Source organism: Alcaligenes sp. 13f (genome assembly GCF_020496585.1).
Lineage (GTDB): Bacteria > Pseudomonadota > Gammaproteobacteria > Burkholderiales > Burkholderiaceae_B > Alcaligenes > Alcaligenes phenolicus.
The window spans coordinates 146,475-161,967 of the sequence record NZ_JAHKKC010000006.1 but is presented as its reverse complement, the minus strand read 5'-3'; the positions used below and the strand labels follow the sequence as shown (position 1 = coordinate 161,967).

The following is a 15,493-nucleotide window of genomic DNA, read 5'->3' as shown; positions in this document are numbered from 1 at the left end:
CATGTTGTCAACTACCGTTATTCTGTTGCTGGGTCTGCTGGCACTGAGCGTTGCTGCGGCCGCCAGTGTTGGAATTTTAGGTCTGGCTTTGTCGGAATTGTTTTCGCCTTTGCCCCTCGCCAATGCGATTGGTGAATTGGCCTGGGGCTCTAGTGCCGAATTTTTGCTGGTGGCCATTCCTCTCTATGTCTTGATGGGGGAGTTGTTGGTCAGTTCAGGCGTGGCCGGGCGGATGTATGCTGCGGTTGCCAAGTGGGTGTCTTGGCTGCCGGGTGGCTTGATGAATGCCAATATCGGGGCGTCCGCCTTGTTCTCGGCCACCAGTGGCTCTAGCGTTGCTACGGCGGCCACCATTTCTACGCTGGCCCTGCCCGAACAGCGCAAGGCGGGCTATAGCGCGCCCTTGTTCCTGGGATCGATTGCGGCGGGTGGCACGCTGGGCATTTTAATTCCGCCCTCAATCAATATGATTGTGTTCGCCCTGATTGCCAATGTCTCGGTTCCCAAGTTGTATCTGGCCGCGACCTTGCCCGCAGTGGTGCTGGCCGGGCTGTTTGTCCTGCTGATTATCTGCGCGTGTCTGGTACGCCCAGGCTTGGCTGGGGAGCGCCCTGTGGTGACCTGGCGTGAGCGTATTGAAAGCCTGCTGCATTTGATCCCCCCACTGGCTATTTTTGCCTTGGTTATCGGTGTGATTTACGGTGGTATTGCAACGGCTAGTGAATCGGCTGCTTTAGGGGTAATCGCAGCACTCTTGCTGGCCTGGTACAAGAAGGCGCTGACCATCGCTACGTTGCGTCGTGCGTTTGAATCGACCATGCGTACCACTGGCATGATCATCCTGATTACACTGTCCGCATTTTTTCTTAACTTCGTGCTGTCCTCCATTGGCCTGACAACCTCGTTGGTGCAGTTTGTCACGGGTTTGGAATTGTCTACGATGGGCACCATGCTGGCCATCATCCTGTTTTACATCTTGCTAGGTTGCTTCATGGATACCTTGGCCATGTTGGTGACAACGGCGCCCTTGACGGTGCCTATTGTGATGGCTTTGGGCTTTGACCCGATCTGGTTTGGTGTGATGTTGATCTTGTTGTGCGAGATGGGTCAATTGACGCCACCCTTCGGGATGAATCTGTTCGTGGTTCACAGTATTCGTGGCGAGGGCAAGTTTATTGATGTGATTTATGGCGCCTTGCCGTTTTGCCTGATTTTGTTGTTGATGCTGGGTATTTTGCTGGTGTTCCCACAATTGGCCTTGTGGCTCCCGACTCAAATGTCATCTGTATCGTAATCACTTTGTTGTAGTAATGGATGGCCCAGGCTGCGTAAACAGGCTTGGGCCTTTTTATAGCATTTTTAAAAATAAAGTAGTGGAGGCTAACGCTATGAATTTGCACACCGTGAAGATTGAGCCTGCTTCGGAGGCTGAATTTGCTCCTTATGGAAAGATCATTCGTCGTCCGCAAGACAGCACGGCGGCCAATCTGGCCTCGGGGGCCGTGGAGTCTTGGCTTTTACCGTTCGAGGCAGGGGCCAAACCGCTGGTCATGTTTAACCGCTATCACGACAAAGGACGCCAGTTTTCAGTCATGGAGAAACACTTGCAAGTGACGCAGTGTTTTTTCCCATTGGGCGGGACGGCTTTCATTATGGTGGTGGGTGTATGTGGTGATGGCACAGGCGACATTGCGCCTGAACATGTCCGTGCATTCCATATTGAAGGCAATCATGGGGTGTTGCTGTGGCGTAATGTCTGGCACTCTTTGGCTCGCTTTCCCGTCGATGCGGATTATATTGATCTGGCTTTTCTGACCGACGAACATACTCAGCAGGAAATTGAAGGTCATTTGGCAGGAGGGCCTGTGCCGACACAAACGGCCTTTATTGATTTTGCCAAGACACACCAGACCGAAATACACGTAGGAGACACGGTGTCGCTGTAAATCAAGGCGATGGTGGGTCGGATTGGCGGTGATGTTGTGACCCAACGTAGAAAAAAGCGGTGCTGAATAATTTCAGCGCCGCTTTTTTGTCGCATTTGTGCCTAGACAAAAAGAGCACTGCATTTGGGGCCGGTACGATGCGCATTGGCAGCTCGTCCGCACCGCTTATGACATAGCGGCTTATGCGGCCCGAAGTGCCATTGAGGCGAGCTTACTCGCTATATGCCAATACCGTTTGCATTTGTTGCTGGTGTTGTTGACGAATCTGCTCATGCCAGTCTGTCTGTGCTTGCCAATGCAAGGCGGCATGCAAAATCACGGCATCCTGACCGTAGGCGCCTACAAATTGCATAGAGGTTGGTCGTTTATCCTGGCTCAGTCCGTTTGGTACGGCGATGGAGCAGCCTTGGATCAGGTTGACAAAACGCGTGTAGATGCCCAGTACACGATTCGGGTCGAAACCGGTCAGTGGCATGGCGGGCGTGCTGGTGGTTGGTACGACCAACAGGTGCCCTGGTGTGAGCAGGCGTTCCATCTTTTCCCGGCAGATGCTGGCACGGTTCAATTGCTCAAAATAGCGGTCCAGGTCAATGCGTTTGCCTTGCAGTAGATTACGGCGTGCTGCCTCTTCCAGCGGGGCGCTGGCATCTTCGGCCCAGGTACGATTATTCAGGTAGCCTTCCAGGCATGAAATGTCCGCCCAGATACCCGCCATGTCGGTAAAATTGCATGGGATAGCCTGGCGATGGGTCGAAAAGCCGTGCTGTCCACATGTTTTTTGTGCTGCACGATAGGCCGCCAGTACCTCGGCATCCACTTGGCCCAGGCTTTCATCATCCAGGAAAACAAGGTGGGGGAGTGCTGCGTTGGCCGCTTGCTCCAGACCCGCCTCCAATGCAGCACGTCGTTCAGCGGGCAACATGGCGCGATATACGGTTCGTACGTCAGCGGCTGTACGAGCCATTGGTCCGACGACATCAAAGCGTTGACTGAGTGGGGCGACGCCGTCAGCACTGGTCCAGCCTGGGGAGCCCTTCAGGCCCGTCAGACCGCAAAATGAAGAGGGGATACGAATTGAGCCTCCAGTATCCGTGCCCAGTGCTGCCGGTACCAGCCCGGCGGCAATAGCAGAGCCGGAACCATTGCTGGAGCCGCCCGTAAAAAAGCGGTCCTGAGCGTCAATGGGGTTCAAGGGGCGGCCTAGCGGGCTGACACCCCAACCGCTCATGGCAAATTCGGTGGTATGGCTTTTGCCCGCGATCAGAGCGCCTTCCTGGATCAGGGATGCGACAACGGCAGCGTTGGCTGCAGGGACATGGTTGATCGCTTGACTGCCCAGACGGGTGGGCATTCCAGCGACATCAATCAGATCCTTGACCGCAAGTGGCACACCGGCTAGCAAAGCATCTGGACGCTGGGCAGCCGCTTCATCCTGAACAGCGGTGTGGGCAACATGGGCCAGTGCCCGAACGGCCTGGTTTGCTTGCTGGATATGTTGCAGGTGCCGGTTGGCCGTGTTGGACGGTGAGTCGTTCAGGCTTGCCTTACGGCAGGTGTCTACGGCATCCAGGAAAAAAACCATCAGAAAGCTCCTTGTTAACTGCTGTCTTAAATTGTTTTGTCACCTTTTCCACTCGCCATAGCGCTGATGGCAGCCGTGACAAGGTCCTGAATCAGGATACAAGGAAACATCAATGGCGAAGGAAAAACATTCTAATCAAATCCGGGGCTGATTTTTATCATCTCCGAACGGGTAGGGGACTGTGGCTGTACGTGTTGGCTATCTAAAAAGAAAGCGCCCATCACGATGGCTGTTTTGCCTTCGTGATGGGCGATACCCAGGTGACAGCCAATGTTCCCTTCCCAGCGTTTCAGGGCGCTGGGAAGGGAGGTGCCCTGTCAGATTACTGAGCGCCTTGCTTGGCAATCACTTCAGCCAGCATTTCTTCTTCTTCGCCAGTCAGCTCGCTCAAAGGAGCGCGCACGGGACCCGCGCTGTGGCCAACCAAGCGTGCACCGGCCTTGACGATGCTGACACCGTAGCCTGCGCCACGGTTGCGGATCTTCACGTAAGGCAGGTAGAAATCATCCAGCAAACGGTTCATGGTTTCGGTGTCACCCGAGGCAACCGCGTTGTAGAACTCCATGGCGGTGCGGGGCACGAAGTTAAAGGCGGCAGACGAGTACACAGGCACGCCCAGTGCTTTGTAAGCAGCGGCATACACCTCGGCGGTTGGCAAACCACCCAGGTAAGTCAAACGATCGCCCAGACGACGACGTACGGCAGACATCAATTCAATTTTGCCAATACCGTCTTTGAAACCGATCAGGTTGCTATTGCGCTCTGCCAGGAATTCCATGTGATCTGCATTGAGCTCACATACGTTACGGTTGTATACCACCACGCCAATGCTCAGGGCCTGACACACTTGATGTACGTGTTGAGCAACGCCATCCTGGCTGGCTTCGGTCAAGTAATGTGGCATCAACATGACGCCTGCTGCGCCACATTCCTGGGCGATTTTCCCCATTTGAATCGCTTGGCGAGTGTTACCGCCGATACCGGCCAAAATAGGGACTTTGCCTTTGCAGGTTTGAACAGCAGTACGAATGACGTCGGCGTACTCATCCAGCGACAGGGAGAAGCCCTCACCCGTCCCACCGGCTGCAAACAGTGCGCTGGCGCCGTAAGGGGCCAACCACTCCAGACGCTCAATGTAAGACTGACGATTGAATTCCAGATTTTCATCAAAGTCGGTTATTGGGAAAGACAATAGACCAGACGACAAAACTGTTTTTAGCTCTTGAGGGCTCATGCCAACTCCTGAAACAAATAAAATACGCTCGCCCCAACTTATATGTTGTCTGATGACCTGGGCTGTACGAGACCAACAAGGGTGAGCCACAGCATTCTTTGGGATCCGCAAACTAAACTTGAAAACCGCCCGGTATTCAAGGACAAGACAACTTCCATCGTGTGGGCGCTGCGACCTGAATACAGGCCGTAGGCACCCTTTGTACTACGCAGCGATATAGACCGTTTTGACGACGGTGTAAAACTCTTTAGCGTAATTTGCCTGCTCGCGTGGACCGTAGGACGATCCTTTGCGGCCACCAAACGGCACATGGTAATCAACCCCTGCTGTTGGCAGGTTCACCATGACCATGCCAGCCTGGACATGTTGCTTAAAATGCTGAGCGTGCTTTAACGACTGCGTGGCAATACCGGAGGCCAAGCCAAACGGTGTGTCATTGGCCATTGCCAAGGCTTCGTCGTAATCGCGCACCTTGAGCAAACTGGCCATTGGGCCAAAGATCTCTTCGGTGCATATGCGCATGGTTGGCTCACACTCTACAAAAAGACCGGGGCGCTGGTAGAAGCCCTTCACGCCTAATTCCAGGGCTTCGCCACCGTGCAGCGTCGCGCCTTCATCCTTACCGATCTGACCATATTTCAAGTTATTGGCCAGTTGAGCTTCCGATACAACCGGACCAATCTGCGTGTTTGGATCCAGAGCATCGCCTACGCGCAGGGCCAACATTTTCTCTACCAGTTTTTCTTGGAACTGGTCAAAAATGCCTTCTGTCACGATTAAACGGCTGGACGCTGTGCAGCGTTGACCGGTCGAAAAGTAAGCGCTTTGCAGGCTAAGTTCTACTGCTTTGTCCAGGTCGGCATCATCGAGCACCACTTGTGGGTTTTTGCCGCCCATCTCCAGTTGCACTTTGGCTTGGCGTGCGACGCAACGCTCGGCAATTTGTCGACCCACCTGAACCGAGCCGGTAAAGCTGATGGCGTCCACGTTCGTGGATTCAACAATGGCATTACCAACTTCACGTCCTTTCCCCATCACCAGGTTAAAGACACCGGCAGGCAAGCCTGCATCAGCAATAATATTGGCCAGTTCCCAAGCGCAACCGGGTGTCAGATCAGCCGGTTTAAAGACCACGCAATTACCATAGGCTAGGGCAGGGGCGATCTTCCAGGCCGGAATAGCAATGGGAAAGTTCCAGGGGGTAATCAAACCCACCACGCCGACCGGCTCGCGAACCACCTCGACACTGACATTGGGACGAACAGACGGAATAACAGAGCCAGCCAGACGCAGGCACTCACCGGCAAAATACTTGAAGATATTGCCGGCACGGCAAACCTCGCCCACCGCTTCAGGCAGGACTTTACCTTCTTCTTGAGCCAGCAACCGACCCAATTCAGCACTGCGTCGCAGAATTTCGCTACCAATTTTGTCCAGCGCATCGGCTCGCTGCTGAATAGAACCTGCGGCCCAAGCAGGGAAGGCTGCCCGCGCGGCTTGAATCGCGTCCTGAACCTGTGATCCCGAGGCCTGTGCATATTCCCCGAGCACCAGATCCACATTGGAAGGGCTCACATTCTGCTTGTAGTCTGTGCTACCGACCCACTCGCCGTTGATGTAGTTATCAAAACGCTTCATTATCTTCCTTTACTCATGACAGGGAAGCCCGGCCTTAGTTGGGCTAACTGAGATGTCATCATACAACTTGACGGGCAAAATGATAGTAGGGTTAACACTAGCAAAATAAGGAAAAGGCTGATGTAGACTCGTTAATCATTTCGTCTCGACTGTTATTGTGCATTCACACATCTAGAAAACAGCTGTAGTTGTATGACAACTAACAAGAGCAAGTGTAGCCGATAATTAAATGCAATTCCAAGGCCTGGGCGTTGCGGGCTACCCACAACAGCCAGGGCACAAAGCCTCTGCCATGGCTTCACCCATTAACCTCATTCCGTCTCGATGTGGCACAGCGACCCATAAGACCGCTGACGGATAAACAACATTTTTAAATTTGTAATGAACCACAGCGCTTCTCATTTCTTCGCCCGGCCCATCGCCATTCTTATCCTTCTTTGTATTGGCAGTGGGTTTGCAGCCAACCACGTTGCAGCCCGAATCGCGTTTGATAACGGTACAGGCTTGTTGACGACGATTATGTTCAGAGCGGGTATTAGCTTTCTTACGCTGTCTGTCTTGTTGATCCTGCAACAACAGTCGTTGCGCCTGTCTATGAAAATATTGCCCTGGCAAATTATTCTTGGCGTCCTGATTGCACTTCAAAGTTTGTGCATATTTTCTGCGGTTGCACGGCTTCCGGTTGCGATCGCCTTGCTGGTTGCCAATGTGTTCCCTATCTTGCTGGCGCTGTTGACCTGGGGGCTGGGCGGCAAACAGCCTACCAAGCAGTCCATGTTGATTATGGGCATAATACTGTTTGGCTTGATTTGGGTGCTGGATGTCCCTTCTTGGCTTGTTCGCGACAGCGTATTCAGTCCTGATTGGTTTGTAGGACTGGCCTTTGCTTTCGGAGCGGCCTGCTGCTTTGCGATTGCCATGTGGATTACAGAGCATAAGTTGCTGAGCTTGGCGGGCCCTGTGCGTAGCCTCTTTACGATTGGCATTGTCTTGATATGCGTGTTGCTGCTGTCATCGACATCGGCCATAGAGGGAGGGATACGTTTGCCCGCCACGCCCAAAGGGTGGGTTGCCATGACGTTTGTCGGGCTGCTTTATACTTGTTCGTTCATCGGCCTGTTTGTGTTGGCCCCCAAGTTGAATATGGCGGCCAACTCTCCGGCGATGAATATTGAGCCGGTCACATCGATTCTGTTGGGCTGGATTTTTCTTGACCAAATGCTCGAGCCCAATCAATTGCTCGGCGCTTCGATTGTATTAGCCGGTATTTTTGTGCTGGCTTACTCGAACAGACGACCCGCCTCTTAATCAGTACCATTAAGCCCAACTTATTAAGCGACTTTTAGAATTCAATTGGGTAATAACAATGACAAATCAAACTGCGCCTGCTCGACGTCGAACTCAAAGCTTGACTCAGGAAGTGATCCAGGAAATTACCGAGCTCATCCGAAGCCAGAATTTGGTCTGTGGTGATAAGTTACCTACTGAATCTGAACTGATCGAGCGCATGAAGGTCAGTCGTACCGTGATTCGCGAAGCCATTTCGCACTTGCAAGCCTGTGGTGTGATCGAGACACGGCACGGAATCGGCTCCTTCGTGCGGGAACAAAAACCCACGTTGAATTTGACGATCAGTCCCGATTCATTGGAGACCATCCACGATATCATTCATGTCATGGAGTTACGTCAGAGCCTGGAATCCGCAGCGGCCGGCATCGCCGCACTGCGTCGCACCGATGATGACCTGGACATCATACAAAAAAATCTGGATGCTTTTCAGGCCGCCTTGCATGCTCAGGAAAACACGGCAGATATCGACTTCGAGTTTCATCTAGCCATTGCCAACGCCACTAAGAATAAATATTTCACCAATTTTATGTCTAGCTTGGGACAAACCGTTATCCCCAGAACTCGTATTAAGATGCAAGTCAATAGCCAGGAGGTGATTCAGCAGTACTTGCACCGCGTCCATCAGGAGCATGTAGAGATCTTTCGTGCCATTGAAAGTCAGAACCCTTTGTTGGCCAGTAGTGCCATGCAAATGCATCTTAATAATAGCGTCTACAGACTAAAAAGTAGTTTGAGGGAAAGGTGTTAAACAGTTAGGGGATCGCTACTTCATTCACTCCGCTGGCGTTGTTAGCAGTATTACTGTAATCGCCCAAGATCAAACCGGGCTACGCAGCCTTTCATGACGACATTTGTCCTGAGACCTTGTGTGATATTGAGGTTCCAAGTCAGCGGAACCTCGTCGTATTCATCGGCCTTGCCAACCTATCGCAGAACAGCCTGCCTCATAGCGCCACCATGAATGGCTGCCCGGCTCTTTCGCAAGGATTGTTCTAAGTCGGCCACTGCCTATGCAGAGAGTGCCCGTTAGTACCCTGGTTGGCTTCCCCTAGATTGCAGCAGGCTTGCGCTCCGAAACCAAGGTGCACCAGTCTGTAGCGGTGTGCCGTCGCGTCATACGGCACGTAACCAGCTATCATCAGCGCTTCATCTAGTTAACTACTAGCATACAATCTTATGGCTTGCGTGACGCTGCCGTCAGTGTGGCGCTTGAAAGGACGACATAGGACCTTCGGCGTCATCTGATGCTCCGCCCTTGCAACACGGGCAGGCATATATCACGCGTTAATGCCGGATGCCCCATACCTCCGGTGCCACAATGTCCATCTGCTCGCTGATCTCGACCAATGCCTGGCCATTGCGCGGGAACATACTCCAGCGGAATCTCCAAGGGGTGATGTGACCGGTTCTTGATGAGGACGGCTGTCACATAGAGCTGGCCAGAATGCCATTGACCGACGGGGGGATACAACATTGACGCCGCGTATTAGGTTGGCAATTGGCGCAGCAGTGACTTCGACCTGCTGCACACCTGAGAGTGGCGTGGCAAGCCGCTTCGGGGCATAAAGCTGGCGTGCGGCGTAGCGGGTGAGCTAGACCATATCTGTCAGTGCCGATTCCGCCATTTGCTGGCTCAATGTGTGTTCATTCGCCATACTGGTCGCTTGCGCTGCCGCTTGGGAGGCGGGACCATCACTTCCGATCGTCTCTGTACCAGGCGATGAGGAAGCAACGACAAAAACCTGAAGTTCGCTACGGGCACTGGCTGTCGTGCTGTCGGCAACCAAATCGAAGGGAATTTGCTGCCCGGAATCAATGAGTTCGGCAATGATTCGAACGGGTGTAAATTGCTGGAGGGCTGTGATGTGCATCGTGCGATCAATGACTTCGATTTGGGCAATCTTGGACATATCCGATGGCACATGCACGGCGGCAGGCGCAGGCAAGGTAATCATGCGTTCGATGCCCACAGGCAGTGGCGCACGTACCGGAGCTCGATTAAACACGGCACGCTCGACGCTATGCGGTGTGGTTTGTGGCTAAGCGTTTGGCCGATGCCACGCGGACCTGGATTAAAAAGCATGAACCTGACGAGTCTGTACCTGGTGAGGCCAAGAACGATAGGCTGTTTGACACTTGGCAGGAATATGGAATCTTGCAAGTCAGTCCTCATTCTGGCCAAGCGATTTGGCACGTTGAAATCAACGGCCAAACGCCAGCGACAGAAGAGGGCGCAGAAACCCATCAATATCGACACAGACTAAGTGTGCTGCGCTTTCCACTGTCAAAGCTCTATGATGATCCAAACTTATACCCACCGGCGATGTCCGGAGAGATCCATGTTCGGGCCACACGTGACGATGATGGGTTTGAAACGGAAACTGTCCCAGGTGTTGATGGCACTGAACATAGCCCTGACACAACAGCCACTCATGCCACAGCTGATCCAGAGCACATCTGTGAAGGAGCATTGACGCAAAAGGTGGTCACAACGGCCAAAACTGCTTCAGCTCGTCCCCAAACTGCGGCACCCAAGCGTAATCTTGTCCCAGCAATGGAGTTTAGAAAGCCCAAAAATGCGTCAACTGGCGCAGCCAAGCGTCTAACACCGAAAAATGGCGCAACGCAAAGCGGCAACCAGACCAATCCTGTGCCAACCTCAAGCAACACTCACCAAACTGCTTCAATTCAGGTGTACGACGAGGGGACGGTGATTTTGCCAGCCGAACTCGCCGTAGATGGCTTTGATGTTGACGATGACTTTCTGGATGAAGCTGATACAGCATCCAACATTATTCATCGCAGCCCACCGCAAGCGTCGCATAAGCCCACGCCTGTGAACTCAGCGCCGACAGCAACGGTTAGCAGCGCACGCCCAGGAAAAAAATCACGTCAACATGAAGCAACAGCCATAGCTGCAGCAAAGGCTAAAAGTGTTGTGCCAGCCTCTGTTGAGCACACACCTGGGGCATTACCAGCCCTACCGACGCCTAAAGCGTCGGTTTTTGAGCCAGAGCTTGCTCCAAAGGCACAGGCAAAATCTCAACGTATGTTCAGTCAGGCAAGCACCACACCGGTCGTGTTGACACCTAGCTTGCCTGAACTACCGCACGAGGCCCCTGTGAAAGAACCCACCGAAGCAGCGACGGCGTTTATCCAGTGGCTGCAGCAAGGCTTGGCCAGCCGTGAGATTAAGTACAACGAATCTGGGGCACCCGTGCATTTTGTAGAAGAAGGCAGGGCACTGATTTCACCCAAGATTTTCAAGCTCTACGCGGCTCAAACAGGGCCTGAAGAACAGGCCGACGCCATGGGGATGCAGATTCAGTGAGAGGTTATCAAAGCTGGGTGGCGTCGGATGCGGCAAGTAGAAGGTGGTGGCAAGGTCAACATCTTGCGCTACCAGATCATTGGCAAAGGAAATGTGCCGATCGCCTCGCTGGCGGCGGTGGTGTTGATGGACCCGGACCGGTTTGTTTTACCCGTGCCGCCCGTCAATCCAGTATTAAAGTTGGATTGTTGAATGAAGGGGATGTTTGACACAGGATAAAGTGCTGTGCCACCGTCCGATCAGTCGTGCAATTCAACGTTTCGACGGGGTTTCGGTTTAGATTACTGTGAGGTGCCTAACTTCACATAATGCAAAAGACTGCTGAACAGGCTCGTTTTCCTCCCTAGAGGACGGCTGGGAAACATCGCATAATGTCGCTTTATGTTAAGTTCACCTGTTTATTAGTATTTTTTATACAGTAATTTAAGCAGAAAACTCGTTGCTTTTTCAACGAGGTTTTTAAAATGCTTACGTTCACAACTGTTGCCACTAAAGGTGGTGTTGGCAAAACCACTTTAACTGCCAATTTAGGTGGATTGCTTGCTGATTTCGGATATCGCGTTCTTTTAATTGATGCGGATATTCAGCCATCTCTGACTCGCTATTACAAACTGGCTCATCAAGCCCCTTATGGCTTAACGCAAATGGTGATGTCAGGAGCACTCACCACGGACTGCATTAGTCACGTCGAATTTCCTCCTGCCGAATTCGAGGGTGACCGTTCAAGTTTGAACGTGCAGGGCGGTTTCTTGCATATTGTGTGCTCTGACACTCAGCGAGATGACAGCCCCCTTCAAATCTGGTTGTCCAATCAGCTTGATCGCCTGGTGCGTATTCGGATGGCCCTGAGTAACCCGGATATCCGTGCTCAGTACGACGTTTGCATCATCGACACCCAAGGGGCAGTCGGCCACCTACAAGACGCAGCCGTCAATGCAGCGGATGTGCTTCTCGCTCCTGTAGCCCCTGATGTTCTGTCGGCCCGTGAGTTTGTTGACGGTACGATCAAACTGGTCGCCCGCCACGAATCTGCCTCCAACCTGGGCTACAAAGTGCCCGCCATTCAGTGCGTGATTAACCGTAGCGAGAACACGGTCGATAGCCGCACCATGTCCAGCCTAATCCGCAATCAGTTCATTGAAATGAGCGGGCGTGTGACTGTGCTGGCCACCCAGATTCCACAAGCTGTCGCCTATAAAAAAGCTGCTACCGCCCAAGTCCCTGCTCACTGGATTGATCCGGTCAGAGCGGGCGATCACATGCACAGTTTGCTGTGGGAATTAATCCCCAACCTGAGCAATAAATTCACTCCCAATCACCGCAATGAGTTAGCTCCCGCGCTAGCGGCATTGCATGTCCCTATCTCCGCGTCAGACGAGCCAGACAGCCCGCTCACGACTAACTCGTAGAGCGCGCCATGTCTAAAACTCCGGAATTGCTGACCGCCAGTCAGCGTGCCGCGCAGTTGCGCATGAACGCTGAGTTGAGCTCAACATTAAGAGAGACCAGTCCCGTGTCCTCAAAAAAATCGAATTACGAAGACATCGCCAAACGTTCCCTGATGGGCACGCCGCCACCGCTGAACGCCATGGGTGCGATGACGCCTATGGATGTGGTCGATGGCAGTATTTCAAATTTGGCAGTCACTGATATTGATCGGTACGAATTTGACCCGCGTACCGAAATAAACCCACTCTATGACGAGATTAAGGCGTCGATTCGGGCCAACGGCATCCTGAACCATATCAGCGTTACCAGGCGTCCTGGTCAGCCGCGTTACATGGTCTACGGCGGCGGGAATACACGGCTGCGTATTGCGAAAGAGCTGTACGAAGAGGGTGACCAACGCTTTGCGCGGCTGACGGTCATCGTCAAGGTCTGGAAAGGGGACGCGCCGACCATTGCGGCGCACCTGGCTGAAAACGAGCAGCGTGGCGAGATTTCGTTCTGGGAGAAAGCCCAGGGCGTGCTGTCGTTTAAGGAGCATTTCGAGAAAGAATCGGGCAAATCGCTTTCAACCACGGAATTGAACCGGGAGTTGCGCCAGGCCAGCGGCCTGAATTTCGGCATGAGCATGCTGCAAAACTTCCTTTTCGCTGTGGAGTATTTAGCTCCAATAGGTCCTTGGCTCAAAATTAGTGACGTTAATCTGGTTCTTAAACCTCGTGTAACACAGCTTTTAAAACTAGCTGACAAATTCAACCAACAGCCTATTGCTGAAACAGCATTACAAACAATCCTGCACAAGTATGCCGCGTTACTTAGCCAGCAATCCGCTGCCCGTCAACTGAGTAACCGTACTAGTGCGGAAGAGGTCAGCGATCGGGATGTACCTGCACTTTTACAAGTGGAGCAACTACTCGAAGAGGTCACCATAGCGGTTGCTGCGGCTTTAGAAGTGATTCCCGATAAGTTATTAGCCATGGCTCAGGCTTTGGAAGCTAACCCACGTATGGCGGTTGAAACCCTTACGTTGATTGAGGCGACAGTTTCAACCTCCGTAGGCCAATCGTCCGCTGTTCCTGAACCGTCAATAAAGCAAACTCCAACGCAACCTCCGCTAGGTCGAATGTTGGCCAGTGTGCCTGCTCCTATGAGTAAGCCCGACAGTTCTGGCGGTGCCTTCCTACCAGTCTCCCCATCGGTTTCGCAGAGCGTGATTATGAGCGGGGAGAGCGAAGGATTTGATCCACAACCGATATTTACGGTGTTAGGAGAATTTCAAAGTCTGATCGATATGTCTGATGTGCTTTTTAAAAGCGATCAGCCACATCACATCTTTGGCTTTTATCTGGACTTCCCTGCCCAAGGTATTGGGTATGTCGATGGGATTGAGCTGGGGCCAGAATTGGTCATTTATCGCAGAGCCCTCTGGAAAATCCTGATCAGTCTCACCGGTCAGCTTGATCGTCGATTTACGCAGCTCATTCCACACGAAGCCGATGGCTTCACCATTGCTTGGAAACAGCTTTGGGAGCAGGGCGAGGAGCAGTTTCAGGAAGGAGCGCTGGAGTTACTGGGCGAGGCATTCGACCATGTCTCGCTCCAAAGCGTGAGCCTGGTATTGCGGCATGAGCAATTGGGGCCGTTGGTGACTCGTCTGCTCACAGAAATGGAACGGGTTCGTACTCGTTACCCAGAGCGCCAACTGGACGGGTTTATGCCCTTGTTCATGCCGGATGTGACGGAGGAAATTTCATGAATAAGATTCCTATTCAATGTCCTGTTCTACGGCGCATGTTACTGGCCCACATTATTGAGCAAATCGATGGCGGGCACATGGACTCTCTGCTGCGTGCAGGCTACTCCCCCGAGTTTCTTGATGATCTGCGTTACCGGACTACTCGGGACATCACGAATCTGGCCAACTCACCACAGGAAATGTGGTTTTCACTGTCTGAGCAGGTCATCAGCAAGGGGCTACATCTGCTTGATATGCGTCGTGAACACGCCAAGTTACGCGAATACTTCGTGATTCATGGCGCTTCGCGTCGGATGGTGTGTGCGTATTTCAAGTTGTCCCACGAGGAGTATCGGGACTTGCGCGCACAGCTCAGACCGGGAGGGGAGCCCGGTGGCCGTACAGCCCTACCTCCAGTCGCTGTGCGTGATGCCATCCATCGAGCCTGGTTCGATATTCAGCAATCGATGTCTGATAAACCCTGCCGAGACCGAATCTACGCCTTACACCAACAGTTTCCTGAGCTGCGAATCAGTGTACTCCAGCAAACCATTGTCGAGTTTGCTGAAGATGATGAGCTTGGTTTGGAAATAAAGCCGACGACGCCACCGCTGCAAGGATAAAGCCACATGGACGAAATTATGACTATGCCAAGTACTTCTACAACTGCGTTACATCCGGCGACTGTCCCTGCGTCAGAGCGTGATTACTGCGGTCAGGATCAGGGCGAGTGGGCCTTACCGTCTCCTCATGTCGGTGACTCTCAAAACAGTAAAGACGCGCCAAGGGAAGACTTTCTAGCGCAGGCGGCGCTGTTGAATTTGATGGGGCAAACGCCAATCAGCTTTCATCGTCTGTATGTCGACATTACGGGCAATGTCATCACGGGCTTATGGCTTTCGTCTGTGTTGGAACGGGTTGCTCAAGCTAAGCCCGAGGAGTTCCAGGAGGATGATTATGTGTTTCGACTATCAGCGACGCAGTGTCATCAGGTCACAGGGATTACTGCCTCTCAGCAGCGGACATGCCGACGAGATTTGATCTCATTGGGCATGCTAAGTGAACAGTCCGGACCAGGTCGTGTACCGGAATACCGCTTGCATCTGAATGTTGTCGCAGATGCCATTCTCCAAGCGTCCGCTTCATTGGCCAACTCGCTCGAGGAGGTTCATCAACAACAAGGTTCATCGTCGTCACAACCCGTTCTTTCCAAGCGATACGGATGAGATGG

Annotated in this window: 13 protein-coding genes and 1 pseudogene; 10 read left to right on the top strand and 4 right to left on the bottom strand. The window is 52.8% G+C overall.

What is annotated here, in order from left to right; all coding sequences use genetic code 11:
- Position 1 precedes the first annotated feature (1 nt).
- Entirely contained in the window at positions 2-1,294 is a 1,293-nt protein-coding gene (locus KOE80_RS07065) for a TRAP transporter large permease (RefSeq protein ID WP_226348725.1), read from the top strand.
- 94 nt (positions 1,295-1,388) lie between these two features.
- Entirely contained in the window at positions 1,389-1,946 is a 558-nt protein-coding gene (locus tag KOE80_RS07060; RefSeq protein WP_226348724.1) for an ureidoglycolate lyase, read from the top strand.
- 211 nt (positions 1,947-2,157) lie between these two features.
- Here the strand turns inward: KOE80_RS07060 and KOE80_RS07055 are convergent, their stop codons facing one another.
- The 3 genes from KOE80_RS07055 to KOE80_RS07045 all read right to left on the bottom strand — a co-directional run bounded on the left by KOE80_RS07055 (position 2,158) and on the right by KOE80_RS07045 (position 6,400).
- Positions 2,158-3,528 carry an amidase gene (locus tag KOE80_RS07055; protein WP_226348723.1) on the bottom strand — a complete coding sequence of 457 codons (1,371 nt, stop codon included), beginning with the start codon at positions 3,526-3,528 and terminating at the stop codon, positions 2,158-2,160.
- Between the two features lie 322 nt (positions 3,529-3,850).
- Positions 3,851-4,762, bottom strand: a complete 912-nt coding sequence (gene kdgD / locus KOE80_RS07050; RefSeq protein WP_226348722.1) for a 5-dehydro-4-deoxyglucarate dehydratase — start codon at positions 4,760-4,762, stop codon at positions 3,851-3,853.
- Between the two features lie 204 nt (positions 4,763-4,966).
- Complete coding sequence (locus tag KOE80_RS07045) at positions 4,967-6,400, bottom strand: aldehyde dehydrogenase family protein (RefSeq protein WP_226348721.1); 1,434 nt, start codon at positions 6,398-6,400, stop codon at positions 4,967-4,969.
- 381 nt (positions 6,401-6,781) lie between these two features.
- On the opposite strand from KOE80_RS07045, the gene KOE80_RS07040 reads away from it, so the two are divergent.
- Together KOE80_RS07040 and KOE80_RS07035 are read left to right on the top strand one after the other, a co-directional pair.
- Positions 6,782-7,708, top strand: coding sequence for an EamA family transporter (locus tag KOE80_RS07040; RefSeq protein WP_226348720.1), 927 nt, complete (start codon positions 6,782-6,784; stop codon positions 7,706-7,708).
- Between the two features lie 58 nt (positions 7,709-7,766).
- Positions 7,767-8,498, top strand: a complete 732-nt coding sequence (locus tag KOE80_RS07035; RefSeq protein WP_226348719.1) for a FadR/GntR family transcriptional regulator — start codon at positions 7,767-7,769, stop codon at positions 8,496-8,498.
- Between the two features lie 529 nt (positions 8,499-9,027).
- Here KOE80_RS07035 and KOE80_RS20420 read toward each other — a convergent pair.
- Positions 9,028-9,720 (bottom strand): annotated as a pseudogene (locus tag KOE80_RS20420) (DUF3438 family protein).
- Positions 9,721-9,785: 65 nt separating this feature from the next.
- Here KOE80_RS20420 and KOE80_RS07025 point away from each other — a divergent pair.
- The 6 genes from KOE80_RS07025 (at position 9,786) to KOE80_RS07000 (ending at position 15,488) form a co-directional block, all read left to right on the top strand.
- On the top strand, positions 9,786-11,081 hold the full coding sequence (locus KOE80_RS07025; protein ID WP_319002384.1) for a conjugal transfer nickase/helicase domain-containing protein: 1,296 nt from the start codon (positions 9,786-9,788) through the stop codon (positions 11,079-11,081).
- 27 nt (positions 11,082-11,108) lie between these two features.
- Positions 11,109-11,273, top strand: a complete 165-nt coding sequence (locus tag KOE80_RS07020; protein WP_226348716.1) for a hypothetical protein — start codon at positions 11,109-11,111, stop codon at positions 11,271-11,273.
- A 272-nt stretch (positions 11,274-11,545) separates the two neighbouring features.
- Positions 11,546-12,490, top strand: a complete 945-nt coding sequence (locus tag KOE80_RS07015; RefSeq protein ID WP_080748046.1) for a ParA family protein — start codon at positions 11,546-11,548, stop codon at positions 12,488-12,490.
- A gap of 8 nt (positions 12,491-12,498) precedes the next feature.
- Positions 12,499-14,283 (top strand): ParB family protein, encoded by a 1,785-nt coding sequence (locus KOE80_RS07010; RefSeq protein ID WP_226348715.1) that lies wholly within the window; start codon positions 12,499-12,501, stop codon positions 14,281-14,283.
- Complete coding sequence (locus KOE80_RS07005; protein WP_026484871.1) at positions 14,280-14,885, top strand: STY4526/YPO1902 family pathogenicity island replication protein; 606 nt, start codon at positions 14,280-14,282, stop codon at positions 14,883-14,885. The genes KOE80_RS07010 and KOE80_RS07005 overlap by 4 nt, the downstream gene beginning before the upstream one ends.
- 6 nt (positions 14,886-14,891) lie before the next feature.
- On the top strand, positions 14,892-15,488 hold the full coding sequence (locus tag KOE80_RS07000; protein ID WP_226348714.1) for a hypothetical protein: 597 nt from the start codon (positions 14,892-14,894) through the stop codon (positions 15,486-15,488).
- Positions 15,489-15,493 lie beyond the last annotated feature (5 nt).

Excerpts from the sequence above, each read along its gene's own strand:
- kdgD (WP_226348722.1), bottom strand. The coding sequence starts at position 4,762 with ATGAGCCCTCAAGAGCTAAAAACAGTTTTGTCGTCTGGTCTATTGTCT.
- KOE80_RS07000 (WP_226348714.1), top strand. The coding sequence starts at position 14,892 with ATGGACGAAATTATGACTATGCCAAGTACTTCTACAACTGCGTTACAT.
- KOE80_RS07055 (WP_226348723.1), bottom strand. The coding sequence starts at position 3,528 with ATGGTTTTTTTCCTGGATGCCGTAGACACCTGCCGTAAGGCAAGCCTG.
- KOE80_RS07010 (WP_226348715.1), top strand. The coding sequence starts at position 12,499 with ATGTCTAAAACTCCGGAATTGCTGACCGCCAGTCAGCGTGCCGCGCAG.
- KOE80_RS07045 (WP_226348721.1), bottom strand. The coding sequence starts at position 6,400 with ATGAAGCGTTTTGATAACTACATCAACGGCGAGTGGGTCGGTAGCACA.
- KOE80_RS07040 (WP_226348720.1), top strand. The coding sequence starts at position 6,782 with ATGAACCACAGCGCTTCTCATTTCTTCGCCCGGCCCATCGCCATTCTT.
- KOE80_RS07015 (WP_080748046.1), top strand. The coding sequence starts at position 11,546 with ATGCTTACGTTCACAACTGTTGCCACTAAAGGTGGTGTTGGCAAAACC.
- KOE80_RS07035 (WP_226348719.1), top strand. The coding sequence starts at position 7,767 with ATGACAAATCAAACTGCGCCTGCTCGACGTCGAACTCAAAGCTTGACT.
- KOE80_RS07020 (WP_226348716.1), top strand. The coding sequence starts at position 11,109 with ATGCGGCAAGTAGAAGGTGGTGGCAAGGTCAACATCTTGCGCTACCAG.
- KOE80_RS07065 (WP_226348725.1), top strand. The coding sequence starts at position 2 with ATGTTGTCAACTACCGTTATTCTGTTGCTGGGTCTGCTGGCACTGAGC.
- KOE80_RS07005 (WP_026484871.1), top strand. The coding sequence starts at position 14,280 with ATGAATAAGATTCCTATTCAATGTCCTGTTCTACGGCGCATGTTACTG.
- KOE80_RS07060 (WP_226348724.1), top strand. The coding sequence starts at position 1,389 with ATGAATTTGCACACCGTGAAGATTGAGCCTGCTTCGGAGGCTGAATTT.